The sequence below is a fragment of the Caulobacter sp. GW821-FHT11E10 genome (assembly GCF_058808375.1).
Map to the genome: position 1 here is coordinate 340,731 of NZ_JBXARP010000004.1, position 26,277 is coordinate 367,007.

Below are 26,277 nucleotides of genomic sequence, written 5' to 3' on the forward strand. Positions count from 1 at the left end.
CCTCCCAAAAGGCCGGCCCTTGCGCCCGGGCGACGCGACCTCACATGCCTGACAAGACGTGAAGTCGCCGCGATTCGAGGGAAGAGGTCTCATGCGTATCCTGCTCGCCGGCTTGGCGACCGCCGTCGGCCTGGCCTTGGCCCTCCCCGGCGCGAGCCTGGCCGCCCAGCGTCCCGTCGCCCTCGCCCAGGCGCCCGACGCGGCGCTCGCGCCCCGGATCGACAAGGTCCTGGATGCGGCCATCGCCGAGCAGCGCCTGGTCGGCGCGGTCGTGCTGGTCGCCCGTGACGGCAAGCTGGTCTACCACCGCGCCGCCGGTCTGGCCGATCGCGAAGCCGGCCGGCCGATGACCGAGGACGCCGTCTTCCGCTTCTCGTCGGTGACCAAGCCGTTCGTCAGCGCCGCCCTGATGCGCCTGGTCGAGCGGGGCAAGGTCCGGCTCGACGATCCGGTGACGACCTACCTGCCCGGCTTCAAGCCCAAGCTGGCCGACGGGACGACGCCGGTCATCACCCTCCGGCAGTTGCTGAGCCATACGGCCGGCCTGACCTACGGCCTCGCCGAGGGCCCGGCGCACCCGTATCACAAGCTCGGCGTCTCGGACGGCATCGACCTGTCCAGGATCAGCCTGGACGAGAACGTCCGCCGTATCGGCCTGGCGCCGCTCGCCTTCCAGCCTGGCTCGGCCTGGCGCTATTCGGTCGCCATCGACGTGCTGGGCGACGTGATCGAGAAGGCGGCCGGCAAGCCCCTGCCCGAGGTGGTCGCCGAGACGGTGACCCTGCCCCTGGGCCTCAAGGACACCGGCTTTCTGGCCAAGGATCCATCCCGCCTGGCCACGCCCTACGCCAACGCCCAGCCCGCGCCGGTGAAGATCGCGGACAATCAAGACGTGACGCTGTGGCAAGGCGCCGTCCGTTTCGCGCCCAGCCGCGCCACCCATCCCGAGGCATTCCCATCCGGCGGCGCGGGCATGATCGGCACGGCCGGGGACGTGCTGGCCTTCCTGGAGACCATTCGCAAAGGCGGCGGGCCGATCCTGAAAGCCGCGACCGTCGCGGAGATGACCAAGGACCAGGTCGGCCAGCAGGCGGCCACCCAGGGGCCCGGCTGGGGCTTCGGCTATGGCTGGGCGGTGCTGGACGACCCGGCCGTCGCCAAGACCCCGCAGGCGGCCGGCACGCTCGCCTGGGGCGGCGTCTACGGCCACAACTGGTTCGTCGACAAGACCAGCGGCCTGACGGTGGTTCTGATGTCCAACACCGCGTTCGAAGGCATGAACGGTCCGGTGACCCAGCAACTGCGCGACGCGGTGTACGGGCGCTAGGCGGGTAGATCCTCCCCCGCGATGCGGGGGAGCATCTCCCCTACCCCACCGACTCCAGCCGGCTCAGCGCCGCCTCGAGCTTGGCCTTGGCGGCCTCCGCGTCGGCGAGACGCTCGCGGTTTTCCTCGATGACCTCTTCCTTGGCGCGGGCCAGGAAGTCCGGGTTGCCGAGCTTCTTGTTGGTCTTCTCGATCTCCCCGACGTGACCGGCGATCTCCTTGGTCAGGCGCGCCTTCTCGGCAGCCAGATCGATGAAGTCTGCGATGGCCAGGGCGCCGGTCGCCTCGCCCATCACGATCGGGACCGACCCCGCCGGAGACGTCTCCGCCTCGCGAACGCTGTCCAGGCGAGCCAGGCTCAACAGCAGGTCGCGATGGCGGGCCAGGCGCGCCTTGGTCTCCGCGCCCGCGCCGACGACGCTGAGGCCCGGCTTGGCCGAGGGCGGCACGTTCATCTCGGCCCGGATCGAGCGGATCTCGCCGACCGTCTCGACCAGCCAGCCGATCTCGGCTGCGGCCTCGGCGTCGATCCAGCTTTCAGGCATTTCCGGCCACTGGGCCGAGATCAACATGCTGTCGCGGGCCGGGCCGAACTCGGCGGTCTTTTCCCACAGCTCCTCGGTGATGAACGGCATCACCGGGTGCAGCAGCTTCAGGATCACGTCCAGGGCCCAGGCGGCGGTGGCGCGGGTCTCGGCCTTGGCCGCCGCGTCGTCGCCGTTCAGGATCGGCTTGGCCAGCTCCAGGTACCAGTCGCAGAACACGTTCCAGACGAAGCGGTACAGGGCGCCGGCGGCTTCGTCGAACGACGGGGCTTCCAGGGCCTTGGTGACCTCGGCTACGGTCTTGACGGTCTCGCCGCGGATCCACTTGTTGATCGGCTGCGCAACGCTTGCGGGATCGAAGCCCTCGACACGCACGCACTCGTTCATCTGGGCGAAGCGCGAGGCGTTCCACAGCTTGGTGCCGAAGTTGCGATAGCCCTCGATGCGCTGCTTGGAGAGCTTGATGTCGCGCGCCTGGCCCGACATCGCCGTCATGGTGAAGCGCACCGCGTCGCAGCCCAGTTCGTCGATCAGGACCAGCGGGTCCATCACGTTCCCCTTGGACTTGCTCATCTTGGCGCCCTTCTCGTCACGGACGAGGGCGTTGATGAACACCTGCTTGAACGGGACTTCGCCCATGAAGTGGATGCCCATCATCATCATCCGGGCGACCCAGAAGAAGATGATGTCGAAACCGGTGACCAGGGTGCTGGTCGGGTAGAAACGGGCGACGTCCGAGGTCTTTTCCGGCCAGCCTAGGGTCGAGAACGGCCACAGGGCCGAGCTGAACCAGGTGTCGAGGACGTCTTCGTCGCGCTTGAGCTGGACGTCGGCGCCGAACTGCGCGCGGGCGGCGGCGTAGGCTTCTTCTTCCGTCTCCTCGACGAAGATCGAACCGTCCGGACCGAACCAGGCCGGGATGCGGTGACCCCACCAGAGCTGGCGCGAGACGCACCAGGGCTCGATGTTGCGCAGCCATTCGAAGTAGGTCTTTTCCCAGTGCCTGGGCTCGAAGACGGTGTCGCCGTTCTCGACGGCCTTCAGGGCCGGCTGGGCCAGGGTCTTGGCGTCGACGTACCACTGGTCGGTCAGGTAGGGCTCGATGACCACGCCGGAACGGTCGCCGTGCGGGACCATGTGCTTGGTCTTCTCGATTTCCTTCAGCCAGCCCTCTTCCTCGGCGCGAGCGACGATTTCCTTGCGCGCGACGAAGCGGTCCTTGCCGACATATTCGGCCGGCACGCTGTCGTTCAGCTTGGCTTCCGGCGTCATGATGTTGATCGCGGCGAGGCCCGCGCGCTTGCCGACGCCGAAGTCGTTGAAGTCGTGAGCCGGGGTGATCTTCACCGCGCCCGAGCCCTTGGTCGGATCGGCGTAGTCGTCGGCGACGATCGGGATGCGGCGACCGACGATCGGCAGGGTCACGAACTTGCCGACCAGGCCCTTGTAGCGCTCGTCATCGGGATGAACCGCGACGCCGGTGTCGCCCAGCATGGTCTCCGGACGGGTGGTGGCCACGACGATGTAGTCGCGGGTCTCGAACTCGGTGGCCTTGCCCTCTTCGTCGAAGGCGATCGGGTGTTGGTAGGTGACGCCGTCGGCCAGCGGATAGGCGAAGTGCCAGTAGGCGCCGTCGACCTCCTTCTGCTCGACCTCGAGGTCGGAGATGGCGGTCTGGAACTGCGGGTCCCAATTGACCAGGCGTTTGTCGCGATAGAGCAGGTTCTGCTTGTAGAGCTGGACGAACACCTTGCGGACGGCGGCCGACAGGCCCTCGTCCAGGGTGAAGCGCTCACGCGACCAGTCGCAGCTGGCGCCCAGGCGGCGCAGCTGGTTGGTGATGGTCCCGCCGCTCTCGGCCTTCCATTCCCAGACCTTGTCGACGAAGGCTTCGCGGCCCATGTCGCGGCGGCCGATGTTGCCGGCGGCGGCCAGTTGGCGCTCGACGACCATCTGGGTGGCGATGCCCGCGTGGTCGGTGCCCGGCAGCCACAGGGCGGCCTTGCCGCGCATCCGGTGGAAGCGGGTCAGCACGTCCTGCAGGGTGTTGTTCAGCGCGTGGCCGATGTGCAGCGAACCGGTGACGTTCGGCGGCGGGATCACGATGACGAACGGCTCCGCGTTCGGATCCTCGCTCGGCTTGAAGGCCCCGGAGGCCTCCCAGGCGGCGTACAGGCGGGGTTCGACGGATTTGGGATCGAAGGTCTTATCGAGCATGGCGGAGCGGATATGCCATCTGCGGCCTCGGCGGGAAACCGTCGGGCCTTGGTTTTCTGGAGTAATTCGCAACGAAAAAGGCGGCCGCCGCAGCGACCGCCTTGATTTTCGGGTCTGAAGGAAGCCTTAGACGCCGCGACCGCGGGCGATCCGGTGCACTTCTTCCTCGACCTTGGTCTCGACGATGCGCGGCAGGTTCTGGTCCAGCCACTCCTTGAGCAGCGGGCGCAGCAGTTCGCGTACGACGTCTTCCAGGGTGCGCGCGTCCTTGGGCATCAGCAGAGCCGAGCTCAGGCTGCCGAAGGCGCTGGCCGCCAGGGTCGAGGCGTGGTTGCCGACCAGCTGGTCAGCGACCTCGTCGCGGTCGAAGACCGGCGACGGCGGCGTATAGGCCGGCTCCGGTTCGGGCGCCGGCGAATAGACGTCGATGTCGCCGACGCTTTCCAGCGGCGGCAGCTCGGGTTCCAGCTCGGGCTCGGGCGCGATCGGATCGGTCAAGTCGAGGACATCGTCCTCGAAAGCCTCGGGCTCCGGCTCGGGCTCGGGCGCAGCCGCCTCCGCCGCAGGCTCCGCCGGCGCGTCATCCTCCGAGATGATGCGCCGGATGGAGGCGAGGATCTCCTCCATCGTAGGTTCTTGAGAATCGGACATGTGCGAGGCCGTCGGAAAGAGGTACGAATCCTTGCGCGCTTTGGGGCGCGCTTCGTCGCGATGGTGCAGACTTGCGCGGCTTAAGCAAGCGCAAGTCTACCGTCTGGGCGGAATCGACGCGGCGGAAGGCGACTTCGAGCCGCCTTAGGGCTGTTGAGCCGGCCTCGTCGACGGCGCCCCGACCTTGTCGATCGCTTCGATCACCGGCTCCCACGGCACCCAACCGACGGCATGGGTCACGCGGTTGTAGGAGGCCTTGGGATCGTAGGCGGTCGTGGTCGACGACAGCTTGTTGACGTCCAGTTGGCCCATCGCCTGCAGCACGACGGCGCTGGCCAAGTATTCGTCGCGACGGGCCGAAACCAGGGCCAGTTCGGCGTTCGACAGTTCGAGCTGGGCGTTCAGCACGTCCAGCGTGGTGCGCAGGCCGACCTGCTGCTCCTGACGCACGCCTTCGAAGGCGATGCGGGTGGCCCGGACCTGTTCCTCGTTCGAGATCAGGCCGGCGCGCGAGGCTAGGAGATTGCTCCAGGCGTTCGAGACCTGCTGGATCGCGGTGCGCTTGGCGCTCTCGGTGGCGCCGCGGGCGGCGTTCTCGCGCTCGGAAGCGGCGCGGACCTGGGAGGTCGTCAGGCCGCCGGTGAAGATCGGCACCGAGGCGGTGATCGCGCCGGACAGGCTGCGGTCATAGTCGCCGAACTGGCTGCCGACGCCCGACCGACGGTCGGCGGCGTAGCCCAGCGAGGCGCGCGCCGAGACGGTCGGACGGTAGCCAGCCTTGGCCACGGCCACGCGAGCGGCGGCGGCTTCTTCATTGTACTTGGCCGAGGCCACGCCCGGATTGGTCGTCTGAGCGGCCTCGAAGGCCCGGTCGACCGAGGCCGGCAGCAGGGTGGCCAGGGTCGGCTCCGGCGCCAGTTCGCCCGGCGTCTGGCCGACGATCGCGGCGTAGCCGGCGCGGCTGACTTCCAGTTGGGCCTGGGCGGACGAGAGACCGGCCTTGGCGGCGGCGAGGCGCGCCTGCGATTGGGCGACGTCGGTGCGGGTGATCTCACCCACGTCGAAGCGGGCGTTGGATTCGTCCAGCTGGCGCTGCAGGACCGCGACGTTTTCCTTGGCGATGCGCAGGCGTTCTTGGTCGCGGCGAACGTCGACATAGGCCTGGACGACACCGACCAGCACATTCTGCTCGACCGAGCGCAGGCCTTCGCGGGCCGACAGCACGTCGGCCTCGGCAGCCGAGAGGTTGGCGCTGGCGCGACCGCCGGTATAGAGCGGCTGGCTGATCGAGACCGAGGCGCTGCTGCCCGAGAGCTTCACGTCGGCGCCGGCGCCGGACGGGTTGGTGTCAGAGCCGGTGATGTCGGCCGCGCCGCTGACGGTTGGACGGAAGCCCGTGCGAGCCTGGACCACGCCCTCATCGGTGATGCGGGCGCTGGCGCGCTGCTGCTGCAGCGTCGGATTGGTTTGATAGGCCAGGGCGATCGCGTCGGCCAGGGTCTCTGCGTGGGCGGCGGAAAACACGCCGGCCATCAGGCCCGCGCTGCAAGCTGCGGCCAGCAATCCGGCCCGTCGACGGTTCGACATCAAGATTCTATCCCCAATCACGCGAAGCTCGCGCCTGCCACAATATGATCGCGTGTAAGTCGGACCGCCAGACGTGGCCAGTTAAGCTTTTTTCACGCAGACGTTGCGGTGATGCTCGCCCGTCGGTCGCCTAGAAACTGAAACCCGCCTCGACCTCGAAACCAGCCAGCATCGGCGGCGACGCATCGAAGGCCTGACGACGGCCAACGCCTTCGTCGGCGCGCAGATAAATCGCGGCGCGGCCCACGGGACCCGTGCGCTCGACCACGCCCAGACGACCGCCGGCGGCCAGGGCGTCCTGCCAGACCTTGGGGGCCAGCGCCACGGCGCCTTCGCAGATGATCACGTCGTACGCGCCAGCCGGAACGGCCTTCAGGTCGTCGCCCTCAAGGCGGGTGACGACCAGGCCCATCTTCTCCATCACGGCGGCCGCGTACGGCGCGGCGATGGCCAGGGCTCTTTCACCTTCACGAGGCTTCAAGGTCTGGAGCAGCTTGCCCACTTCGCGCGGACGCAGCAGCCAGCGGCCCGGCGCATATTCGATGTCGGCGTCGGCATAGGCCAGATAGGCCTTCGAGGCCGGCACGACGCTCTCGCGCGCCACCACGCGCAGCGCGTCCTGCAACGGCAGATCGGTGACGTCTGCGGTGCGAATTTGGCTCTCGACCATGTTCAGCCGCGCGGCGGCGAAGTCGGTGCTCATGGAATCCCTCGAAGGACTGGACTTTCGAGCAGGCTTATAGGTCCCCCGCTCGTCGGAAGGCAATGCGATCCCAAGCCGCGATCTGGCGATTCAGATCGCGGCCGGCGGAGAAGAACCGTCGGAAAGTCGACGCCCAACAAGCATTTGCGGCCGCAAATGGCGATCGGCGGAACAAATTGTCCCGCACGGTACTGATGTTTGGCGGACCCGCGCCGCGTTTTTTAGTTCCCCCGCCCAAGGTCCCGTTTCATGAAGATCGCCCAGGTTACCCCCCTCTACGAGGCCGTTCCGCCGCGCCTGTACGGCGGCACCGAGCGGGTTGTCGCGCATCTCACCGACGCCCTCGTCGACCTCGGTCACGATGTCACCCTGTTCGCCAGCGCCGACGCCGAGACCAAGGCCCGGTTGATCGCCACCCGTGATCAGGCCATCCGCCTGGACCCCGCGCCGCTGAAGTCGGACCTGGCCGCCCACCTGGCCCAGATCGCCGAAGTCAGAGCCCTGGCCGATACATTCGATATCATCCACTTCCACACCGACATGGTGCAGTTTCCGTTCTTCGCCGACCAGGCCAACCGTACGATCACGACCCTGCACGGCCGCCTGGACCTGAAGGACCTGCCCGCGGTCTACAAGCGCTGGCCGCAGTTCCCGCTGGTCTCGATCAGCGACGACCAGCGCCGGCCCCTGCCCTTCGCCAACTGGGCCGGCACCGTCCATCACGGCATGAATGCCGACCTCTATCACCCCACGGAGAAGAGCGACGGCTATCTGGCGTTCCTGGGCCGCATCTCGCCCGAGAAACGGCCGGACCGGGCGATCATGCTGGCCAAGCGCCTGGGCAAGCGTCTGAAGATCGCCGCCAAGGTCGACAGCGCCGACCTGGCCTATTTCGAGGACGAGATCGAACCGATGATGCGGAACGACCCGCTGATCGAGTTCGTCGGCGAGATCGGCGACCACGAGAAGTCGGCGTTCCTGGGTGGGGCCGACGCCCTGCTCTTTCCCATCGACTGGCCCGAGCCGTTCGGCCTGGTGATGATCGAGGCCATGGCCTGCGGGACCCCCGTGGTGGCCTATCGCTGCGGGTCGGTGCCCGAGGTGGTCGAGCCGGGCCTGACCGGCTTCATCGTCGACAATGACGATCAGGCGGCCGAGGCGATCATTAAGGCTGCCTCGCTGGATCGAAACCGGGTCCGCAGGCGTTTCGAAGAACGGTTCTCGTCCGAGGCGATGGCCCGGCGCTATGTCGCGCTCTATCAGCGGCTTTGCGACGGCGCGGCCGTCTACCCGTCCTTGGTCGATCTCGCGGCAAGCGCATGACTTAAAAGGAGGGGCTATGGAGAATCTCGCACCGGCGCTGGACGCACCGGTCGACTACGGCGTGACGGCCGAGGTCCGCGCGCCGCAGAATCTCTACGCCCTGAAAGACAAGGACACCTTCATCGTCGCCGACGAGTTCGGCGACATCGCCGGCCAGGGCGACGGGCTGTTCCACAACGACACCCGCATCCTGTCGCTCTATCGGCTGACCCTCGGTGGCCGCGCGCCATCGCTGCTCTCGGCGGCCGTGGCGCACGACAACGTCTTCTTCACCTGCAACAGCACCAACCAGGCCCTGCCCTACCCCGGCGGGCCGATGGGGCCGCCCGGCGTGCTGCACATCGAGCGCAAGCGCTTCCTGTGGGGTGAGCGGCTGTTCGAACGAATCCGCTGCGTCAATTACAGCCGGGACGTCGTGATGCTGCCGATGTCGATCGAGTTCGACGCCGACTTCCGCGACATGTTCGAGGTGCGGGGCACGCCTCGGGCCCGTCGCGGGATCAAGGGCCCGCCGTATGTCGACGGTCGCCGGGTCGCCTACAGCTATATCGGCCTGGACGGGGTCGAACGGTCGTCGTTCATCTCGTTCTCCGACGCGCCCTTCCGGTTGGCCCCGCACAAGGCCGACTTCATGTTCACCCTGCAGGCCGAGGGCGAGACCGAGCTCTATATCGAGATCGGCGTCGTCAACGGTCACGCGCCCAGCCGCGAGCGCTTTCGCGACGCCGCGGCGCGGGCCCGGTGGGACATGCGCGCTCGCCGCCGGCACGGGGCGCGGCTGAACACCTCCGGTCGCCTGTTCAACGAATGGCTGGGCAAGTCGCGCTCGGATCTCGCCCTGCTGACCACCAAGATGGAGACCGGCCCCTACCCCTATGCCGGCATCCCCTGGTTCTCGACGGCCTTCGGCCGCGACGCGATCATCACCGCCTGGCAGATCCTGTGGTTCGAGCCGTCCCTGGCCAAGGGCGTGCTGCGCTACCTGGCCGCCCATCAGGCTCACGAGCGCTCCAGCTTCCGCGACAGCGCGCCCGGCAAGATCATGCACGAAACCCGCAAGGGCGAGATGCCGGCGCTCGGCGAGGTGCCGTTCGGCCGCTACTACGGCGGGGTCGACACCACGCCGCTGTTCGTGGCCCTGGCCGGCGCCTACCAGGAGCGCACGGGCGACGACAAGCTGATCGACGAGCTGTGGCCGGCGCTCGAACAGGCCATGCACTGGATCGAACACGATGGCGACAGCGATGGCGACGGCCTGATCGACTACGCCCGCGGCCAGGACAGCGGTCTGTCCAACCAGGGCTGGAAGGACAGCGAGGACTCGGTGTTCCACACCGACGGCCGCTATCCCTCCGGGCCGATCGCCCTGGTCGAGGTGCAGGGCTACGCCTTCGCCGCCTATCGCGGCATGGCTCGACTGGCGGAGCGTCGCGGCGAGGTCGACAAGGCCGCCATCTGGCGCGGGAAGGCCGATACCCTGCGCGAAAAGGTCGAGAAGCTCTTCTGGATGGAAGACCGGAACTTCTACGGCATCGCCGTCGATGGCCAGGGTCAGCTGTGCCGGGTGCTGTCCTCGAACCCGGGCCACCTGCTGTTCTGCGGCCTCCCCTCGCCCGAGCGCGCCCGCAAGGTGACCGACGAGCTTCTGTCGGCCTGCTTCAACTCAGGTTGGGGCGTGCGGACCCTGGCCACCAGCGAGGCGCGGTTCAATCCGATCAGCTACCACAACGGCTCGGTCTGGCCCCACGACACGGCCCTGTGCGTCATGGGCCTCTCGCGCTACGGCGAGCGCGACGGCGTCGTGAGGTTGACGGCGGACCTGTTCGAGACCGCCAGCCGGATGGGCATGCGCCTGCCCGAACTGTTCTGCGGCTTTCCCCGGTCGCGCGGCGAGCCGCCGGTGGCCTATCCCGTCGCTTGCCTGCCGCAAGCCTGGGCGGCCGGATCGGTCTTCATGATGATGCAGGCCTGCCTCGGGATCACCGTGGACGCCAATCGCGGCGAGATCGTGCTGGTGGATCCACGCCTGCCGATCGGCATCGATCGCCTGCGCGTCGAGCGGCTACGGGTGGGGAACGAGTCGGTCGATCTCACCTTCGAGCGCCAGGGCGACCGGGTTTCGGTCCATGCCGACGGCGGCGTGCCGCTGACGATACGGTCCAAGCCGTCGTGGGATTGAGACTGGGGATCGAGGAAGGGAGAGAGTGGCTCCGCGGGTAGGATTCGAACCTACGACCAGCCGGTTAACAGCCGGCTGCTCTACCACTGAGCTACCGCGGAACAGGTCGCTCTCAAGAGAGGCCGCGTGATAGCCGCCGAGTCGAGTCGATGCAAGCGCGACCGCGCGCCACCGACGATCCGCCCACAGGCTCCTGACCGGCGAACGGGGGCGCCGCGCGAGAGACGTGAGCCCGCGCCAATAGCTTGACCCGAACCCGCGTCGACGCCGGCACGGTCAAGTTCAAGTCCTGTGGAAATCTTGGAAGCTGTCTCGAACCTCGGAGACTTGCCAGGCCCGCAGGCCGTTGTTCGCAAGTCTGTAAGGTGAGTGGCTCCGCGGGTAGGATTCGAACCTACGACCAGCCGGTTAACAGCCGGCTGCTCTACCACTGAGCTACCGCGGAACAGGTGGCCTCTCAGGAAGAGGCCGGGTGATAGCTGCCTCGCCGCACCGATGCAAGCACCGAATTTCAAAAAATCAGCCCGGCTTGCGGCCGGGCTGTTGAAAGTCAGTGATGGTGGGGCGCCTTCAAAGAAGACACCCTCAAAATCAGTGATTTATGGTTAATCAGGCCTTAATTTCCGACGCCCCGGCCAAAAGGTCGCAGGTGTGAAGCCCCAGCCCTACGGCCGCTTGGGAATATCCAGCGCCCGCTGGACGGCCGGACGGGCCAAGCCCGCCTCCAGCCAGCGTGGCACGTGCTTCAGCGCGCCGTAGTCGACCAGATCGCCCGCGCCATAGAAGCCGACCAGATTGCGCACCCAGCCCAGGCTGGCGATGTCGGCGATGGTGTAGTCGTCGCCCATGATCCATGCCCGCTCGGCGAGGCGCCCTTCCAGCACGCCCAGCAGGCGCTTGGATTCCGTGGCGTAGCGCTGGAGCGGGCGCTTGTCCTCGTACTCCCGCCCCGCGAACTTATGGAAGAAGCCGACCTGGCCGAAGATCGGACCGATGGCGGCCATCTGGAAGAACACCCACTGCAGGGTCTCGTAGCGCGCGGCCGGATCGGTGGGCATCAGCTGGCCGCTCTTGTCGGCCAGATAGACCAGGATCGCGCCCGACTCGAACAGGCCCAGCGGCTTTCCGCCCGGTCCGTTGGGATCAATGATCGCCGGGATCTTGCCGTTCGGGTTCAGCGACAGGAACTCCGGCCCCCAGGTCTCGTCCTTGCCGATGTCGATCGTATGCGGCTCGTAGGGCAGCCCCGTCTCTTCCAGCATGATCGAGACCTTCACGCCGTTGGGCGTCGGCAGCGAGTAGAGCTGGATGCGATCGGGATGCTGGGCCGGCCAGCGCTGGGTGATCGGGAAGGCGGACAGATCCGACATGCAGGGAACCTCGTTCTAACGCTCGCATTAAGCTGGCTCGCATTTGGAGAGCCGCCGGCCGCTTTTCCAGGTCGGCCGAGCCCCCAAAACGAGGACCTGATGAGCGGTGGGATTTGACCGGCGTGCGAACATCGCTATCCGGGAGAGCTGACAAGACGCCCGGGGGGGCTAGAACTACGCCATGACCACCGCCGACGATCATTGGCCGACAACGCTGGAGCGCGTGATGGCGGCCCTGGATTTCGAACTGGCGCCCACCAGCGGCGTCAAGGCTGAAGTCCTGGCCAAGGTCCGCGGCGACATCAGCCAACTGCCCGCCCTGGTGAACCTGGCCGTCCAGGCCGCGATCGAGGTCGACAAGCGCGTGGCCGCCTCCGACACCGAAGCGCCGGTCGACCGCAAGGCGATCCTGGCGCGCAAGGACATGGCGCGCGCCATGAACGACGGCGTGGCGTCGATGTTCATCACCGGCTACGCCACCGCCTACCGCCTCCAACTGGCCCGCATTCTGTGGGCCGGGATAGCCGAAGCGCCGCGTCGCCGGCTGGAGGAGCTGGCCCGCCCCCGGCCGGCCAGCGCCTAGCCGCGCGGCCTACCAGGCGCCGGTGTTCGGCATCGAGCTCCACGGCTCGGCCGGCGGCAGATCGCCTTCCTGCAGCAGCTCGATCGAAATGCCGTCCGGCGAGCGCACGAAGGCCATGTGGCCGTCGCGTGGCGGGCGGTTGATCGTCACGCCCATGTCCATCAGACGCTGGCAGGTCTCATAGATATTGTCGACGCGATAGGCCAGGTGACCGAAGTTGCGGGCGCCGCCATAGTCCTCGTCGTCCCAGTTGTGGGTCAGCTCGACCATAGGGCCGCGACGGTCCTTGGCCAGATCGACGTCGTCCGGCGCGGCCAGGAACACCAGGGTGAAGCGCCCTTTCTCGTTGTCCATGCGATACATTTCCTGGAGCCCCAGGCCATCGCAATAGAACCGCAGCGAAGCGTCCAGATCACGGACGCGGACCATGCTGTGCTGGTAGCGCAAGACGAAGCTCCCTCTCGAAACGTCGCGCCCGATATAGACCCCGGTCCAGGCGCGCGAAATCCACTAAACCGGTTCGCGCTCCCGGGTCTGGCGGCGCCACAGGGCCGCGTACTCGCCGCCCGCTTCCAGCAAGACCTCGTGGCGACCGCGCTCGACCACCTTGCCCCGGCGCAGCACCACGATCTCGTCGGCGTCGGCGATGGTCGAGAGGCGGTGGGCGACGACCAGGGTCGTGCGCCCCGCTCGCGCCTTGCGCAGGGTCGCCTGGATCGCCGCCTCGGTGCGACTGTCCAGGGCGCTGGTCGCCTCATCGAGGATCAGGACGCGCGGCTCGGCCAGCAGCGCCCGTGCGATACCGACCCGCTGGCGTTCGCCGCCGGAGAGCTTGAGCCCGCGCTCGCCGACCTTGGTGCCCATGCCCTCCGGCAGGTTGCGGATGAAATCGCCCAGTTCCGCCGCCTCGGCCGCCGCCCAGACCTCGGCTTCGCTGGCCTCGGGGCGCGCGAAGGCGATGTTGGCCGCCAGGGTGTCGTTGAACAGCGCGACGTCCTGCGGGACCAGGGCCACGGCCCGGCGCAGGGACACCTGCTTCAGGTCGCGCAGGTCCTGGCCATCCAGGGTCACGCGCCCTGCTTGCGGATCGATCATCCGCAAGGCCAGGCGCACCAGTGTGGTCTTGCCCGCGCCCGACGGTCCGACGATGGCCACGGTGGTTCCGGGCGCGATGGCCAGGGAAACCTCCGCCAGCCCCTCCGATCGCGCGCCATGGCGGAACGAGACCGCCTCGAAGGTCACGGCCCCGCCGCGCTGGTCCATGCACGGCGGCAGATCGCGCGCGTCAGGCGCGTCCGCGACGTCCGGAGCCTGGCGGCGCAGCTCCAGCATCGACTCCATGTCGATCAGCGACTGGCGGATCTCGCGATAGGCGAAGCCCAGGATGTTCAGCGGGGCATAGAGATTGATCAGGATCAGTACGGCGGCGGTGACATCGCCGGGTCCGATCTTGCCGGCGGCCGCCTCGGCCCCGGCCAGCACGGCCATGGCGCCCAGGCCCAGACTCATCACCGCCGACTGGATCAGGTTCAGCAGGTTGAGCGAGTTCGTCGCCTTGATCTGCGCCGCGCCATAGAGCTCCAGCGCCCGACCATAGCCTCCGACCGCGCGGTCCTCGGCGCCGAACGACTTGACCGTCTCGTAGTTCAGGAGCGCGTCGACCGCCCTGCCCGCGGCTTCGGCGTCGGCCTCGTTCAGGGCCCGGCGGTGGCCGATCCTCCAGTCGGAGATGGCGAAGGTCAGGTAGCCGTAGACCGCCACCGTCGCCAGGGCGACGGCCGCGAACCGCCAGTCATAGGCCTTGGCCAGCACCACGGCGGCCATGACCAGCTCGACCCCGGTCGGCGCCAGGTTGAAGACCAGGCTGCGCAGCAGGAAGTCCATCGACCGCGCGCCGCGATCGATCGTCCGCGACAGCGAGCCGGTGCGCTTGGTCTGGTGGAAATCGATCGACAGCGACAGGGCGTGAGAAAAAGTCTCGACCGCCGCGCGGGTCTGGGCCGCCTGGGCGACCGGGGTGAAGATGGTGTCACGCGCCTGGGGGGCCGCGGCGGAAATGAAGCGGATCAGCGCCCAGCCGACCGCCAGGCCCGCGAACGCCCAGGTGACGGCCGCCGCCGCCCCCTGCCCCGCCGACAGCTGGTTGACCGCCTTGCCCAGCATCAGCGGCGCCAGCACGCCCAGCGCCTTGCCGCTCAGGGTCAGCAGCAGCGCCACGGTCACGCGCCAACGCAGGCCTGGCGCCCCGGACCTCAGGACCAGTTGAACGAGGTCGCCCATGGCCCGCCAGAACCGCACCGGCTGGTCGGCCTTGGCGATCGCGCCGGGCGTCGCGGTATGGCCGGCGGCGGGCGGGCCGCCCATGCCTCTCATCGAGACCCGCCGATCAGTAGGGTGGTCTGGACGCCGCCGCCGGGCGTCATCCAATCGATCCGCCATCCCTGCGGCGTGCGGCCGGCGCGAACCGGTCCATCAACCAGGCGCGCGGGCGGCGAAGTGACGATCGACACCGCATTCTCGCCGCCGTCGCCCGCCACCTGGACGTCATGGCCCCCGGGGGACAGGGGATCGTTTAGGGCGATGGAGAAACGGCCCGCGTCGTTCGTGCGCCCGCCGCCCCGGGTGACGCGGTCGACGCGCACGTTCAGCCCCGCGCCCGGCGCGGCGACGCCCGAAATCACGGCCCCGCCCGCGCGATCCAGATCCACGCTCAGGATGCGAGGCGACGACGAGCCCGTGGCCACGCGGCGCGCACCCGTGCCAGCCCGCAGCAGGGCGACCTCGCCCCCTTCGGCCACCATCACATAGCCCTCGGCCTGGACGGTCCGTCCTTCATTGATGGTCGACAGGCCAAACAGCCGGACTCCGGGCTCGTCCGGAACGGTCAGGCTCCATTTGCCCTGCGGGTCCACCTGGCCCATGACCACCTCGCCGGTGGGCGAGCCCAGGCGGACGTCGGCATTGGCCGCGCCGTCGCCCGATAGCGCGATACCACCGCCCGTGCGGCGCGCGCCCTCAAGCGTCGGCGGCGCCACATAGCCGGCCTCGGCGCTGTCGATCTTGTTGGCCGCCTTGGGCGCGACGGACTGGGCGGGGTCGCAGGCGGTCAGCAAGGAAGCGGCCAACCCGGTCACGAGGATCTGCGACTTGAAAGCCCGGGAACGAATCCTGATCATGTAGCCTCAGATAGGGATGGATCGAAGGCGCGCGAGACCGCGCGCCTTCGTCGTGTTTGGAGTGGACGACGATGCCCGACGTGTCTAGCCGCCTGGGGTCCGTCTGCGTCTATTGCGGATCGTCCGACGACGCCCAGCCCAGCTACATCACCGACGCCTTTCGGATCGGCGAGAGCTTCGCCGAGGCCGGGCTGAAGCTGATCTATGGCGGCGGCGGCGTCGGCCTGATGGGCGCCACCGCGCGCGGCGCGCATTCGGCCGGCGGCCAGGTGCTGGGAATCATCCCGAGCTTCCTGCGTGGCCGCGAGCAGCCGTTCGACGACGTCGAGACCGTCATCGTCGACAACATGCACGAGCGGAAGATGATGATGTTCGAACGGGCGGACGCCTTCGTCGTCCTGCCGGGCGGCATCGGCACCCTCGAGGAAATCGTCGAACTGCTATCTTGGCGCCGTTTAGATCTTCACCAGAAGCCGATTGTGTTCCATAACCCCGGCGGCTTCTGGGATCCGCTGTTCGATCTCATCCGCCACACGATCGACGCGCGCCTGACCCCGCCTAGCCTGGCCAACGCCTGGCGCGCGGTCGAGAAGGCCGAGGACGTCACCCCCGCCCTCCTGGCCTGGGACGAAGAAATCTACCAGTCGGGCGCGCCGGACAGCCTTCGGCGGTTGACTTAGTTTTCAAAAAGGACGCACTATCCGTTTGAGCTCGCCGGCATGCAAGGCCGTGCGACTCATGCGCCGGAACTCCCATCCGGCGCGGGGATAGGAGACCAAGGAAATGCGTACCGCTGCTCACGCGGGCCTGATGGCCTGCGCCCTGATGGCTGGCCTTCTGGCCGGTCCCGCCTTCGCCGCCGACACCGAAGGCGCCTGGCTGAAACTGAAGAGCCCCGTCTCGACGGACCACTTCATCCAGGACGGTTCGGTCTGGCGCTGCAAGGCCGATGTCTGCACCGCCACGAAGGTCCGAGCCCTGCCCATGGCCCGCGCCTGCCGCAAGCTGGCTGGCCAACTCGGCGAGCTGACCGCCTTCAACTACCGTGGCGAACCGCTGGACGACGCCGCGATCGTCGAATGCAACACGGCGGCCAAGCCCAAGAGCTGACCCCCGTAGAGCACACAGGCAAAGGCCTCCGTCGGCGTGCCGGCGGAGGCCTTCTTTTTTGGGGCCGCTTGGCCCAGCCGTCTTGGCGGCGCTTAGGCGGCCGCGTCGAACGACAGGGATTCGTAGCGCTTCAGGTGGTGATCGACCGAGCCGAACAGGCCCTCGATCAGGCTGGCGCGCTTGAAGTAGTGGCCGATGGCCAGCTCGTCGGTCATGCCCATGCCGCCGTGGATCTGGATGGCGTTCTGGCCCACGAACTTGCAAGCCCGCCCCACGCGCACCTTCATCGCCGAGGCGGCCTTGGCGCGCTCGGCGGCGCTTTCGTCGACCTTGATGGTGGCCATGTAGGTCATCGACACCGACTGCTCGACCTCGATGAACATGTCGACCATCCGGTGTTGCAGCACCTGGAAGTTGGCGATCGAGGTCCCGAACTGCTTGCGCTGCTTGGCGTAGTCCAGCGTGCCCTCGTGCAACTTGCGCAGCACGCCGACGGCCTCGGCGCCGACGGCCACGGTGGCCTCGTCGATCACCTGGTTGACCAGACCCAGGCCGTCCTCGGAGATCAGGGCGTCGGCCGGGACCGAGACGTTCTCGAAATAGACTTCCGAGGCGCGGTTGCCGTCGACGGTCGGGTAGTCGCGGGTGACGACGCCCGGCAGGCTCTTGTCGATCAGGAACACCCCGACGCCACCGGCGTCGCGTTGGGCGCCGCCGGTGCGGGCCGTGACGATAAGGTGTGAGGCGAACGGCGCGCCGACCACCACGGCCTTGTGGCCGTTCAGGACCCAGCCCGAGCCGTCCTTCTTGGCGGTCGTCTTCAGGTCCTGCCAGGTGTAGCGTCCCTGCGGCTCGGCATAGGCGAAGGCGACCGTGGTCGTGCCGCCGACGATGCCCTCGATCACCGAGGCCGCGCCCGCATAGCCCGAGTGCTTCATGAAGCCGCCGCCGATCACGACCGTGCCCAGATAGGGCTCGATGACCAGCGCCTTACCGAACTCTTCCATGATGATCATGTTGTCGATCGGGCCGCCGCCCAGGCCGCCCAGCGCCTCGCTGAACGGGGCGCCTAGGATGCCCAGCTCCTCGGCGAAGGCCTTCCAGTAGTCGGCGCGCCAGCCGCTGTCGGAATTGACGATCTTGCGGCGGGTCTCGAAGTCGTACTTGTCCTGCAGGAAGCTCGCGACCGTGTCGCGGACCATCGACTGCTCTTCGGTGAAGTTGAAATCCATCCCTGGGTTTCCGTTCTTCTATCGCCCGGCCTTCATGCCGGGTCGTTGAAATCATGAGAGGCGGAGCCCGGGCCGACCGGCGGCCCGGCTGGGTCGCGTGCGCTAGAGCCCGAGCACCATCTTGGCGATGATGTTGCGCTGGATCTCGTTGGAGCCGCCGTAGATCGACGTCTTGCGGACGTTGAAATAGCTCGGCGCCGCGCGATGGGCGAAGTCCGGGCCGATCGGATGGGCGTTGTCGCCGTCCTTCGGGAAGCCCCGGAAATACGGCGCGCCATAGTGGCCGGCGGCCTCGAGGACCAGTTCGGTGATCCGCTGCTGGATCTCGGTGCCCTTGATCTTCAGCACGCTGGACTCCGGACCGGGACCACGACCGGCCGCTTCGCCCGCCAGGGTGCGCAGCTCGGTATATTCCAGCGCCGTCAGGTCGATCTCCAGCTCGGCGACCTTGCGCTTGAACATTGGGTCCTTGATCAGGGCGTCGCCGTCGTCCGACAGCTCGACCGCGGCGATCTGACGGATGCGTTCGATGCCGCGCTTGGAGCGCGCCACGCCGGCGATGCCGCTGCGCTCGTGGGCCAGCAGGAACTTGGCGCAGGTCCAGCCCTTGTTTTCGTCGAAGATGCGGTTCTCGACCGGCACCTTGACGTTCTCGAGCCAGACCTCGTTGACCTCGTGCTCGCCGCCCAGGGTGATGATCGGACGCACCGTCACGCCCGGCGACTTCATGTCGATCAGCAGGAACGAGATGCCTTCCTGGATCTTGGCGGTCGCGTCGGTGCGGACCAGGCAGAAGATCCAGTCGCCGTGCTGGGCCAGGGTGGTCCAGGTCTTCTGGCCGTTGACCAGGTAGTATTCCTTGCCGTCGTCGCCGGTGAAGCGCTCGGCCTTGGTCTTCAGGCTGGCCAGGTCCGACCCCGCGCCCGGCTCGCTGTAGCCCTGGCTCCACCAGATGTCGCCCGACAGGGTCGGCGGCAGGAAGCGCTCCTTCTGTTCGGGCGTGCCGAACGTGTAGATCACCGGGCCGACCATGTTGATGCCGAACGGCAGGATCGGCACGCAGTCGGCGCGGGCGGTCTCTTCCGACCAGATGTAGCGCTGCACCGAGGTCCAGCCCGGACCGCCGTACTTCTCCGGCCAGGCGGGGGCGACCCAGCCCTTCTTGGCCAGGGTGCGGTGCCAAGAGAGGAAGTCTTCCTTGGCCATCTCCTCGCCCTCCTCCTGCTTCTCCCGCAGGCCCGCCGGATAGTTCTCGGCGATGAAGGCGCGGACCTCGTCGCGGAAGGCGAGGTCCTCGGGCGAGAAGTCGAGATTCATGGCGGACTCCCGTTTAGCCGGCCTCTCTGAGGGAGGCCGTTATTGCGTTTCGGGCGCCACGATAGATGTCGAACGAGCGTTTGGAAAGATGACGTTAGCGTCAACGGAAGCGAATATGATCCGCGTTCACTTACGCTCCAGGAAACGCGCGATTTCCCGGAGATCCCGCCTGCCCCGCTCGCCCCGTTCCGGGTCGATCAAGGCAGGCCTACCGGACCTCGCAGGCCAGTTTGACGAGGGCCAGGGCCGAGGCGCCGCCGACCCCTTCCTCGTCCAGGGTATCGAGCGCCAGAAGCGGGCGCTTGTCGAGGATTTCAAGCAGGCGCGCATGGCCCTTGGCCGGGCTGACATGAGCTGCCAGGCAGTGGTCGATGGCGCTCGGCTCGATGGCGCGGACGACGGCGGCGGCGGCGCAGGCGGCGTAGCCGTCCAGCAGCACCGGGATCTTCTGGACTCGGGCGGCCAGGATCGCGCCGACAACGGCGGCGGTCTCACGCCCGCCCAGTTGGCGGAGAATTTCGAGCGGATCCTCGCCCATGCCCTCGGCCTTGGCGCGCGCGACGGCGGCGGCGACGGGTTGCGGATCATCGCTCCAATCGGAAGCTTCGCCGCCGAACAGGGCCAGGCAGACGGCGGCGGCGGTGCGGGCGGCCTCGGCGACGATGACGCCGGGGATCAGCAAGTCGGGCTGCTTGGCCAGAGCCTCCATGCCGAAGGCCATGGTGGCGGCCGCCTCCTTCTCGCTCATCGACGGCTTGTCGATGAAATCGGGCGACGGGCGGTCGATGGCGAGGTCGAAGGCCTCTAGCCCCGCGCCCTGCACGCCGGCCAGGCGCGAAACCGTGGCGCCGCCCGAGGCGATGGCCTCCAGGCGGCCCCGGGCGTAGCCACGCGGGCCCACGCCCTGACGCGCGCCGGCATAGAGGGCGACGACCGGTCGATTGACGGCCGGCGGATTCTTCCCGCTCCAGGCGGTCAGCCAGCCGGCGATCTCGGCCAGGCGCCCGCCCTGCTCCAGCGCCGGAGATGGCCCAGGCGCGGGGGGCGAGGCGGCGAGCTGGCGAATGTCGGCGAACGGTGAAGCGGTCATGGGGCGCGGACTTAAACCGCTCCGCGCCCAAAGCAACCCCAGAACCGATCGGGCCGACCAGGGATCGCTAGGAGGCCGCGACCTGCGTCGACAGGAAAGTCTTGCAGACGCCATCACGCTCGGCGAGCAGCTTGGCCTTCCGCTCCTCGTCCTTGGTCTTGCCTTGGCGAGCGGCTTCGGCCTGCAGCGAGACGCCGCGGTCGGTGATTGAGCTGCCGCGGCCGAAGCCTTGCGACTTGATCTGGGCGGCCAGGTCGCCTGCCGGCAGTTCGCCCAGGGCGGACGACTTCGCCAGGGCCAGGCAGCGGTTGGCTTGCAGATATTGGCCGTCGGTCCAGCGATCGCTGGCGCCGGCGGCGAAGGCGGGCGCGGCGGCCGAGGCCAGAACCGCGACCGCGACCGCGACGGTCGAGAGGACGAACTTGCGCATGGAATATCCCTCCAGATTTTGGGACACGACCGCTCGATCCCCCGGCGCTTGCGCGCCGACGGCGGAACGGAGATGCTTGAAACGATGAGTACTGACGCTAAACCGCCCCGCCCTATCGCCACGCCTTGCGTGAAGGTCTGCGCGGTCGACGGCGTGTCGGGTTACTGCCTGGGCTGCCGCCGGACCCTGCCGGAGATCGCCGGCTGGGCCCGCCTGAGCGACGAGGAGCGCGAGACCATCATGGCCGCCCTCCCCGATCGTCCCGACCCGGTGGTCGCCCTGATGGCGGCCACGCGAGCCTGAAACAGCCTTACTTCGCGCCGCCCATATAGGCGCCGCAGCTGCCGTCACGTTCGGCCAACAGCTTGCTCTTCTTCTCGCCGTCGGCGGAGTCAGCCTCCTTGCGGGCGGCCTCGATCTTGTTCTTGGCCGACGTGCGGACGGCCAGGTCGCGGGAGCTGCCTTCGGTGCGCAGGAAGGCGTCCAACGACGCGGTGTCCAGCTTGCCGAGGTTCTCGGACCCCGCCAGGCCACGGCAGCGCGCCGCCTCGAGGAACTGCAGGTTGGTAACCGGACCAGCGTTAGCCGCGCTGGCGAGCGAAGCGGCGGCGACCGTCGCGATGATCAGCGTTTTCATGGCGTTTTTCCCTCGATAAGCCACTTTATTGTCTTCGCTAGAGATAACGCCGCCACAAAGGTTCTCGAAGTTAATTCGAAGACATGAAAAGCATTACAGCGATGTAATATAAGACATTAAAACGATGTAATATGAACGCCGTTCAGTACACTAAGATACTTGTTATGATATTGGTAACCATGGTGTGAAAATCGCTTGCCTGATTCACGCCTTGAAAACGCCTGCCTGCTAGTGATTTAGACAACGGCCGCAGAAGCGGTCTGAAAGCCGGTATGGCGAGGTGTCTTCTATGTTGAGGTTTGCAGCGATCGCCTTCGTCGGCGCCCTGTCTGCCGTAGGCGCGGCCAAGGCCGTCGTCTCGCTCGACGACCTGCGCCGCCCGGAACTCCGCGCGCCGACCGCCGCGTCCGCCACGCTCGGCGGCGAAGGCAGCGCGGCTCAGATCACCAAGGACCGTGACGGGCACTTCTGGGCTCAGGCCGCCGTCGATGGCCATGCCGTCCGCTTCCTGGTCGACACCGGCGCCACCGCCGTCTCGCTCAGCATGGCCGACGCCCAGCGCCTGGGCATCGACACCAGCAAGCTGACCTACGACTACAACGTCATCACCGCCGACGGGCGCACCCGCGCCGCCTCGGTGCATCTGGCCAGCGTCTCCATCGCCGGCGCCAAGGTCCGCGACGTCGACGCCCTGGTCATCGAGAAGGGCCTCGAGAACTCGCTGCTGGGCATGAGCTATCTGGGCCGCCTGTCGCGGTTCGAGGCCACCCCGAACTCGCTGATCCTGCACCCCTGATTTCGACCTGGCGGCTCTATGCCGCCGGGACGGCCCGCTCCTCGCGCGAGGCCAGCGCCAGACGCACGGCGTCCAGTGCGCGATCCACCACATCCAGGCCCGCCCCCGGCTTGACGCCCTCGACCGTCAGGATGCGCCGCCAGGCCCGCGCGCCCGGCAGGCCATGGAACAGGCCCAGCATGTGCCGGCTCATGGCCGCCAGATGCGTTCCGGCCGCCAGTTCCCGCGCCAGATATGGCCGATAGCGCTCGACGGCCTTGAAGCTGTCGACGTCCGACACGTCCAGGCCGAAAACCCGGCGATCGACTTCCCCGAGCAGGCCGGCCTCGTGATAGGCCGCGCGGCCCAGCATCACCCCGTCGACGCCTTGAGCCAGATGCGCCAGCGCCGCGTCGACGCTGGGCACGCCGCCGTTGATGGCGATGATCAGGTTCGGACGCTCGCGCTTGAGCCTGTAGACCAGTTCATAGTCCAGCGGCGGGATGTCTCGGTTCTCCTTCGGCGACAGGCCCTTCAGCCAGGCCTTTCGGGCGTGGACGACGAAGCTGTCGATCCCCGCCGCCGCGCAACGGTCGACCAGGTCGAACAGGCTCTCTTCAGGATCCTGGTCATCCACGCCGATCCGGCATTTCACCGTGGCGGGAACCTTCACCGCGTTCTTGATGGCGGCCATGCACTCGGCGACGAGGTCGGGCTCGCGCATCAGGCACGCCCCGAACCTGCCGCTCTGCACCCGGTCCGAGGGGCAGCCGACGTTCAGATTGATCTCGTCATAGCCGTAGTCCTCGCCGATCCGCGCGGCCTGGGCCAGCTCGGCCGCGTCCGACCCGCCCAGTTGCAGCGCCACCGGATGCTGCACCGGGTCGTAGCTCAGCAGCTTCTCGCGGTCGCCATGCACCACCGCCCCGCTGGTCACCATCTCGGTATAGAGCAGCGCCTCGGTCGACAGGACACGGTGCAGCGACCGGCAATGCCGGTCCGTCCAGTCCATCATCGGCGCGACGGACAATCTATGTGGTTGAAATTTCTTCATTTTTCGACTGGATCAAAATTCCGAAACGCGTCCGTGCTCGCCCTTCACCCGCCTTAGCACGACACTTTTCGCCGCCCTACGACTCTTCACTGACCACTAGACCCACACGCTTGGGGTCTATCCAAAACTCCCATCGGGCAAATGACGGGCCGCCATTCGCGGTAGAGGCCGATATACCAGCCAGGCCTTCACAGTGAAGACGCCAAAGCGGTCGGGCTGTCGCGCCCCAGTTCGACCGGGCTATTGTCGCCATCGGCTGCCTGCCAGCGAGCGGACGCTCGCCATCCCCGCCGCGCCTTCGTCTGGCCCAGTTTTGCCCTATGTCTGAGCGTCGGGAGGTCACATGGACTCGCCGACACCACACCTGATCCTGACCCACGAAGGGCCCGTGCCGCTCGACATCCTGGAGACCTTCGAACGCGCGATCGCCTGCGAGGGGTTGGAGATGAGGCGCGAGGCGCGGATGACCCAGCGAGCCTCGGCCTCGATGGCGCTGCTGGTCTTCACCGGCGTCGGGCTCTTCCTGACCAAGGCCTATTTCGACGGGTTGCTGAAGGAACTTGGCAGCGCCCACGCCAGGGTCCTCGACGCGGCGCTGCGGCAGCTTGGCCACCGCCTGATGGCGTTGCCGGCCCGACGCGTATCGCCCCAGGGGCCGATCACGTTCGCGGACCGATACACGCCCGCTTTCACGGTCTGGATCGAGCGTGACGCCGACAGCCGCTTCAAGATGCTGATCCCGACGGCTCTTTCGTCGGAGGGGCTCGATGCCGCCTTGAGCGCCTATTTGACCTTCGCCCAGGCCTATCACGGCGACGCCTTGGATCCGGAGGACCTGGAGATTCTGGCTGGCGCACGGCCTTTGGCCGGAGTGGTCCTCCTGGCCTACGACGAGGAAAGCGGCACGATCCAGCCGGTGGACCCATTCGAGGGGCGCGGCCTGGCGAGCCCGTGACGCTGAATGGTCGGTATCTCTGGACGCGTTGACTGAGGGCGGGCTCGGCCTGAGTGTATGGCCCCGGCAGGCGAGACGGGCTCGCGTGATCGCGGTCGCCGAGCGTTTTGCTTGGGCGCTCGAGAGGAAGATCGCCACGATGTTGAACAGGCGCGATTTGGGATTGGCCGCGGTGGCGGGTGTCGGCGTGACACTGGCCGCCGCATCCGGATCGACCAGGGCGGCGGAGCCAAGGTCCAGCGCCAGCTTCAACGTGATCTACCCGAACCACGACGGCGCGCGGTTCGACACCAACTACTACCGGTCCACCCACATCCCCATGGTGATGCGCGTGATGAGAGCCGACAAGGTCACGCTGATCGAGGGCGTGCCGAGAGGCGCGACGATGGCGCCGTTCGCGATGATCGCCCACTTCGAGTTCGCGTCCCCCGAAGCCCTGGAGACCGCCCTCGCCAAGCCCGAGATGGCCGAGCTTCGGACCGATGTGGCCAAGTTCACCGACATCAAGCCGACGATCATGTTCGGCAGGCCGCTCTAAGGCCTCCCCGCGCCTGCAACGCGACGCGCGCGTGGCCCAAACCATGGGATGGCGGATATTCAGCGCAACCAGCGACACCCTGGTCGCATAACCGTTGCGAGCAGGGCCGCGCGCCCCCGACCTGCGAGGCTTGTCGCCCTGAGACGAGCCCACGATCATGGACCGAGCTTCATATCTTCTGCGCATCGGCATTTGCGCGATGGCCATCGGAACGTTGGCCGCGGCGACTAACCTTCCGGCGAGCGGCCAAACGTCCGCCGGGGCCATGGTCGCCGAGCCTGAGCGGCGCGGACAGCCCGTCTCCGCGGCCGACGGGGCGCTGGCCCGGCCAACGGACCTCTACCGATGGGTCACCCTGGGAACCACGCTGCGCCTGAGCGCCGACGGCCTGGAGCGACCCGACGAGATGCGCCACATCCAGGTGCGACCGGAGGCGTACGATCGCTTTCGATCCGACGGCCAGTTTCCCGATGGCGCGACCTTCGCCGCGACCTTCTATGGCCTTGAGCGTAGCGGCTCCCAGACCCCCGCCAAGAACGGCGACCGCGCCCTCTACGCCCAGCACGTCGAGCGCCTAGTCGCCCTTGAAATTCTCGATGGCCAGCATCCCGATGGACGGCGCTTCTACATGTTCGCTCCGGGCGTCGCTTCCGCCAAGCCCCTCCCGGCGGGCAACGCCTGCGCGGCCTGTCACCGGTCGAGCGGCGCCGTTCAGGGCACCTTCGCCCAGCACTACCCTGGAATGGCCCCGCGCGCGCCCGAGCCCCCTCGGTGACTTTTCGCCATCGCACCCGGCGCCGTCCCTGAGACGTGTCTCCAAGTAGATGATCCAGGGCGCGTCGCGGCGACCTCAGTGGCCGTCGGCGACGATTTCCATGCTCAGCGGGGCGCCACCGCCGGCGATGGCAATTAGGCGGTCGACATTCGGATGCGCGCCTGGGCGATTTCGCGCGTCCGCCGTGTGCTCGGCAAACACATCCAGACCATGTTCGGCCGCCTTCGCATCCAGAGCGCCGAAAACCTGCTTCAGATATTGATAGACGGCGAGCGACCCTTGCTTGCCCGGTTGATTTTCGATGCTGGCGACCACAGCGCCTTCGGGATCGACGAGGTCGATGCGCTGCACGCCGTCGACGGTCGGCAATTGCTGAAGATTGTCCTTGAACGTCGCGCCCGGTTGAATCATCGCCAGCTTTCTCGTGTTCCAAATTTGCTGCGCGGGCCTGTAACACCCTCCGCGGACGCTCGCTATGAGGCGTACGACGGCCCTGCCCGCCCGCCCTAAATTTGCGGCCGATTTCGCAGCCTGGCCACGCCAACCCCCTAGCCCTCACCCAATACATCGACAGAAACACAGGTGCATGCCCGCAATCATATCTACAATTACACACATGCAATTCAAATATACTGTGCTTTGCAAAACACCGTTCTACACAAATTGTGACTTACACCCCCACTGTAATTGACCACATGAGAACG

The 26,277-nt window shown here is 67.5% G+C and carries 26 protein-coding genes and 2 tRNA genes; 11 read left to right on the forward strand and 17 right to left on the reverse strand.

What is annotated here, in order from left to right; translation table 11 throughout:
• Window positions 1-91 precede the first annotated feature (91 nt).
• Complete coding sequence (locus tag AC1RRV_RS10265) at window positions 92-1,327, forward strand: serine hydrolase domain-containing protein (protein ID WP_492859519.1); 1,236 nt, start codon at window positions 92-94, stop codon at window positions 1,325-1,327.
• Between the two features lie 40 nt (window positions 1,328-1,367).
• Here AC1RRV_RS10265 and AC1RRV_RS10270 read toward each other — a convergent pair whose 3' ends face one another.
• The 4 genes from AC1RRV_RS10270 to AC1RRV_RS10285 form a co-directional block, all read right to left on the reverse strand.
• Complete coding sequence (locus AC1RRV_RS10270; protein ID WP_492859520.1) at window positions 1,368-4,088, reverse strand: valine--tRNA ligase; 2,721 nt, start codon at window positions 4,086-4,088, stop codon at window positions 1,368-1,370.
• 126 nt (window positions 4,089-4,214) lie between these two features.
• Complete coding sequence (gene popZ, locus AC1RRV_RS10275) at window positions 4,215-4,739, reverse strand: pole-organizing protein PopZ (RefSeq protein ID WP_492859521.1); 525 nt, start codon at window positions 4,737-4,739, stop codon at window positions 4,215-4,217.
• A gap of 144 nt (window positions 4,740-4,883) precedes the next feature.
• Window positions 4,884-6,332 carry a TolC family outer membrane protein gene (locus AC1RRV_RS10280; protein ID WP_492859685.1) on the reverse strand — a complete coding sequence of 483 codons (1,449 nt, stop codon included), beginning with the start codon at window positions 6,330-6,332 and terminating at the stop codon, window positions 4,884-4,886.
• 124 nt (window positions 6,333-6,456) lie between these two features.
• Entirely contained in the window at window positions 6,457-7,029 is a 573-nt protein-coding gene (locus tag AC1RRV_RS10285; RefSeq protein ID WP_492859522.1) for a protein-L-isoaspartate O-methyltransferase family protein, read from the reverse strand.
• Window positions 7,030-7,278: 249 nt separating this feature from the next.
• On the opposite strand from AC1RRV_RS10285, the gene AC1RRV_RS10290 reads away from it, so the two are divergent.
• A complete protein-coding gene (locus AC1RRV_RS10290) occupies window positions 7,279-8,352 on the forward strand; it encodes a glycosyltransferase family 4 protein (RefSeq protein WP_492859523.1) in 1,074 nt (357 codons plus the stop codon).
• A gap of 16 nt (window positions 8,353-8,368) precedes the next feature.
• Window positions 8,369-10,531 carry an amylo-alpha-1,6-glucosidase gene (locus AC1RRV_RS10295; protein ID WP_492859524.1) on the forward strand — a complete coding sequence of 721 codons (2,163 nt, stop codon included), beginning with the start codon at window positions 8,369-8,371 and terminating at the stop codon, window positions 10,529-10,531.
• A gap of 26 nt (window positions 10,532-10,557) precedes the next feature.
• Here AC1RRV_RS10295 and AC1RRV_RS10300 read toward each other — a convergent pair.
• From AC1RRV_RS10300 to AC1RRV_RS10310, 3 genes are all read right to left on the reverse strand, one after another.
• A tRNA-Asn gene (locus tag AC1RRV_RS10300) sits at window positions 10,558-10,632 on the reverse strand.
• Between the two features lie 269 nt (window positions 10,633-10,901).
• Window positions 10,902-10,976, reverse strand: a tRNA-Asn gene (locus AC1RRV_RS10305).
• A gap of 220 nt (window positions 10,977-11,196) precedes the next feature.
• The gene (locus tag AC1RRV_RS10310) at window positions 11,197-11,901 is read right to left on the reverse strand and encodes a glutathione S-transferase N-terminal domain-containing protein (protein ID WP_492859525.1); all 705 of its coding nucleotides are present in this window, start codon (window positions 11,899-11,901) and stop codon (window positions 11,197-11,199) included.
• 181 nt (window positions 11,902-12,082) lie between these two features.
• On the opposite strand from AC1RRV_RS10310, the gene AC1RRV_RS10315 reads away from it, so the two are divergent.
• Complete coding sequence (locus tag AC1RRV_RS10315) at window positions 12,083-12,484, forward strand: hypothetical protein (protein WP_492859526.1); 402 nt, start codon at window positions 12,083-12,085, stop codon at window positions 12,482-12,484.
• Between the two features lie 9 nt (window positions 12,485-12,493).
• Here the strand turns inward: AC1RRV_RS10315 and AC1RRV_RS10320 are convergent, their stop codons facing one another.
• The 3 genes from AC1RRV_RS10320 to AC1RRV_RS10330 form a co-directional block, all read right to left on the reverse strand.
• Window positions 12,494-12,931, reverse strand: a complete 438-nt coding sequence (locus tag AC1RRV_RS10320) for a VOC family protein (protein WP_492859527.1) — start codon at window positions 12,929-12,931, stop codon at window positions 12,494-12,496.
• A gap of 63 nt (window positions 12,932-12,994) precedes the next feature.
• On the reverse strand, window positions 12,995-14,923 hold the full coding sequence (locus AC1RRV_RS10325; RefSeq protein ID WP_492859528.1) for an ABCB family ABC transporter ATP-binding protein/permease: 1,929 nt from the start codon (window positions 14,921-14,923) through the stop codon (window positions 12,995-12,997).
• Window positions 14,854-15,660: a hypothetical protein gene (locus tag AC1RRV_RS10330; protein WP_492859529.1), complete on the reverse strand. Its 807-nt coding sequence runs from the start codon at window positions 15,658-15,660 to the stop codon at window positions 14,854-14,856. Before AC1RRV_RS10330 ends, AC1RRV_RS10325 begins: the two co-directional genes overlap by 70 nt.
• Window positions 15,661-15,731: 71 nt before the next feature.
• Here AC1RRV_RS10330 and AC1RRV_RS10335 point away from each other — a divergent pair, with 71 nt between their 5' ends.
• Together AC1RRV_RS10335 and AC1RRV_RS10340 are read left to right on the forward strand one after the other, a co-directional pair.
• A complete protein-coding gene (locus AC1RRV_RS10335; protein ID WP_492859530.1) occupies window positions 15,732-16,340 on the forward strand; it encodes an LOG family protein in 609 nt (202 codons plus the stop codon).
• A gap of 103 nt (window positions 16,341-16,443) precedes the next feature.
• A complete protein-coding gene (locus AC1RRV_RS10340; protein ID WP_492859531.1) occupies window positions 16,444-16,770 on the forward strand; it encodes a DUF8200 family protein in 327 nt (108 codons plus the stop codon).
• A gap of 92 nt (window positions 16,771-16,862) precedes the next feature.
• Here the strand turns inward: AC1RRV_RS10340 and AC1RRV_RS10345 are convergent, their stop codons facing one another.
• The 4 genes from AC1RRV_RS10345 to AC1RRV_RS10360 form a co-directional block, all read right to left on the reverse strand.
• Window positions 16,863-18,002 (reverse strand): acyl-CoA dehydrogenase family protein, encoded by a 1,140-nt coding sequence (locus AC1RRV_RS10345; RefSeq protein WP_492859532.1) that lies wholly within the window; start codon window positions 18,000-18,002, stop codon window positions 16,863-16,865.
• Between the two features lie 102 nt (window positions 18,003-18,104).
• Window positions 18,105-19,319 (reverse strand): acyl-CoA dehydrogenase family protein, encoded by a 1,215-nt coding sequence (locus AC1RRV_RS10350; protein ID WP_492859533.1) that lies wholly within the window; start codon window positions 19,317-19,319, stop codon window positions 18,105-18,107.
• A gap of 208 nt (window positions 19,320-19,527) precedes the next feature.
• The gene (locus tag AC1RRV_RS10355; protein ID WP_492859534.1) at window positions 19,528-20,409 is read right to left on the reverse strand and encodes a nicotinate-nucleotide--dimethylbenzimidazole phosphoribosyltransferase; all 882 of its coding nucleotides are present in this window, start codon (window positions 20,407-20,409) and stop codon (window positions 19,528-19,530) included.
• 67 nt (window positions 20,410-20,476) lie between these two features.
• Entirely contained in the window at window positions 20,477-20,839 is a 363-nt protein-coding gene (locus tag AC1RRV_RS10360) for a hypothetical protein (RefSeq protein WP_492859535.1), read from the reverse strand.
• 84 nt (window positions 20,840-20,923) lie between these two features.
• Between AC1RRV_RS10360 and AC1RRV_RS10365 the strand changes: the two genes are divergently transcribed.
• A complete protein-coding gene (locus AC1RRV_RS10365; RefSeq protein ID WP_492859536.1) occupies window positions 20,924-21,142 on the forward strand; it encodes a DUF1289 domain-containing protein in 219 nt (72 codons plus the stop codon).
• Window positions 21,143-21,149: 7 nt separating this feature from the next.
• Here AC1RRV_RS10365 and AC1RRV_RS10370 read toward each other — a convergent pair whose 3' ends face one another.
• A complete protein-coding gene (locus tag AC1RRV_RS10370; protein WP_492859537.1) occupies window positions 21,150-21,476 on the reverse strand; it encodes a hypothetical protein in 327 nt (108 codons plus the stop codon).
• 280 nt (window positions 21,477-21,756) lie between these two features.
• Here AC1RRV_RS10370 and AC1RRV_RS10375 point away from each other — a divergent pair, with 280 nt between their 5' ends.
• A complete protein-coding gene (locus AC1RRV_RS10375; RefSeq protein WP_492859538.1) occupies window positions 21,757-22,272 on the forward strand; it encodes a TIGR02281 family clan AA aspartic protease in 516 nt (171 codons plus the stop codon).
• Between the two features lie 16 nt (window positions 22,273-22,288).
• Here the strand turns inward: AC1RRV_RS10375 and dusA are convergent, their stop codons facing one another.
• A complete protein-coding gene (gene dusA / locus AC1RRV_RS10380) occupies window positions 22,289-23,305 on the reverse strand; it encodes a tRNA dihydrouridine(20/20a) synthase DusA (protein WP_492859539.1) in 1,017 nt (338 codons plus the stop codon).
• A 343-nt stretch (window positions 23,306-23,648) separates the two neighbouring features.
• Here dusA and AC1RRV_RS10385 point away from each other — a divergent pair, with 343 nt between their 5' ends.
• From AC1RRV_RS10385 to AC1RRV_RS10395, 3 genes are all read left to right on the forward strand, one after another.
• Window positions 23,649-24,260, forward strand: coding sequence for a hypothetical protein (locus tag AC1RRV_RS10385; RefSeq protein WP_492859540.1), 612 nt, complete (start codon window positions 23,649-23,651; stop codon window positions 24,258-24,260).
• 85 nt (window positions 24,261-24,345) lie between these two features.
• Window positions 24,346-24,798 (forward strand): EthD family reductase, encoded by a 453-nt coding sequence (locus tag AC1RRV_RS10390; protein ID WP_492859541.1) that lies wholly within the window; start codon window positions 24,346-24,348, stop codon window positions 24,796-24,798.
• A 157-nt stretch (window positions 24,799-24,955) separates the two neighbouring features.
• Window positions 24,956-25,573 (forward strand): cytochrome P460 family protein, encoded by a 618-nt coding sequence (locus AC1RRV_RS10395; RefSeq protein WP_492859542.1) that lies wholly within the window; start codon window positions 24,956-24,958, stop codon window positions 25,571-25,573.
• A gap of 75 nt (window positions 25,574-25,648) precedes the next feature.
• On the opposite strand, the gene AC1RRV_RS10400 is transcribed toward AC1RRV_RS10395, so the two are convergent.
• On the reverse strand, window positions 25,649-25,984 hold the full coding sequence (locus AC1RRV_RS10400) for a DUF2322 family protein (RefSeq protein ID WP_492859543.1): 336 nt from the start codon (window positions 25,982-25,984) through the stop codon (window positions 25,649-25,651).
• Window positions 25,985-26,277 lie beyond the last annotated feature (293 nt).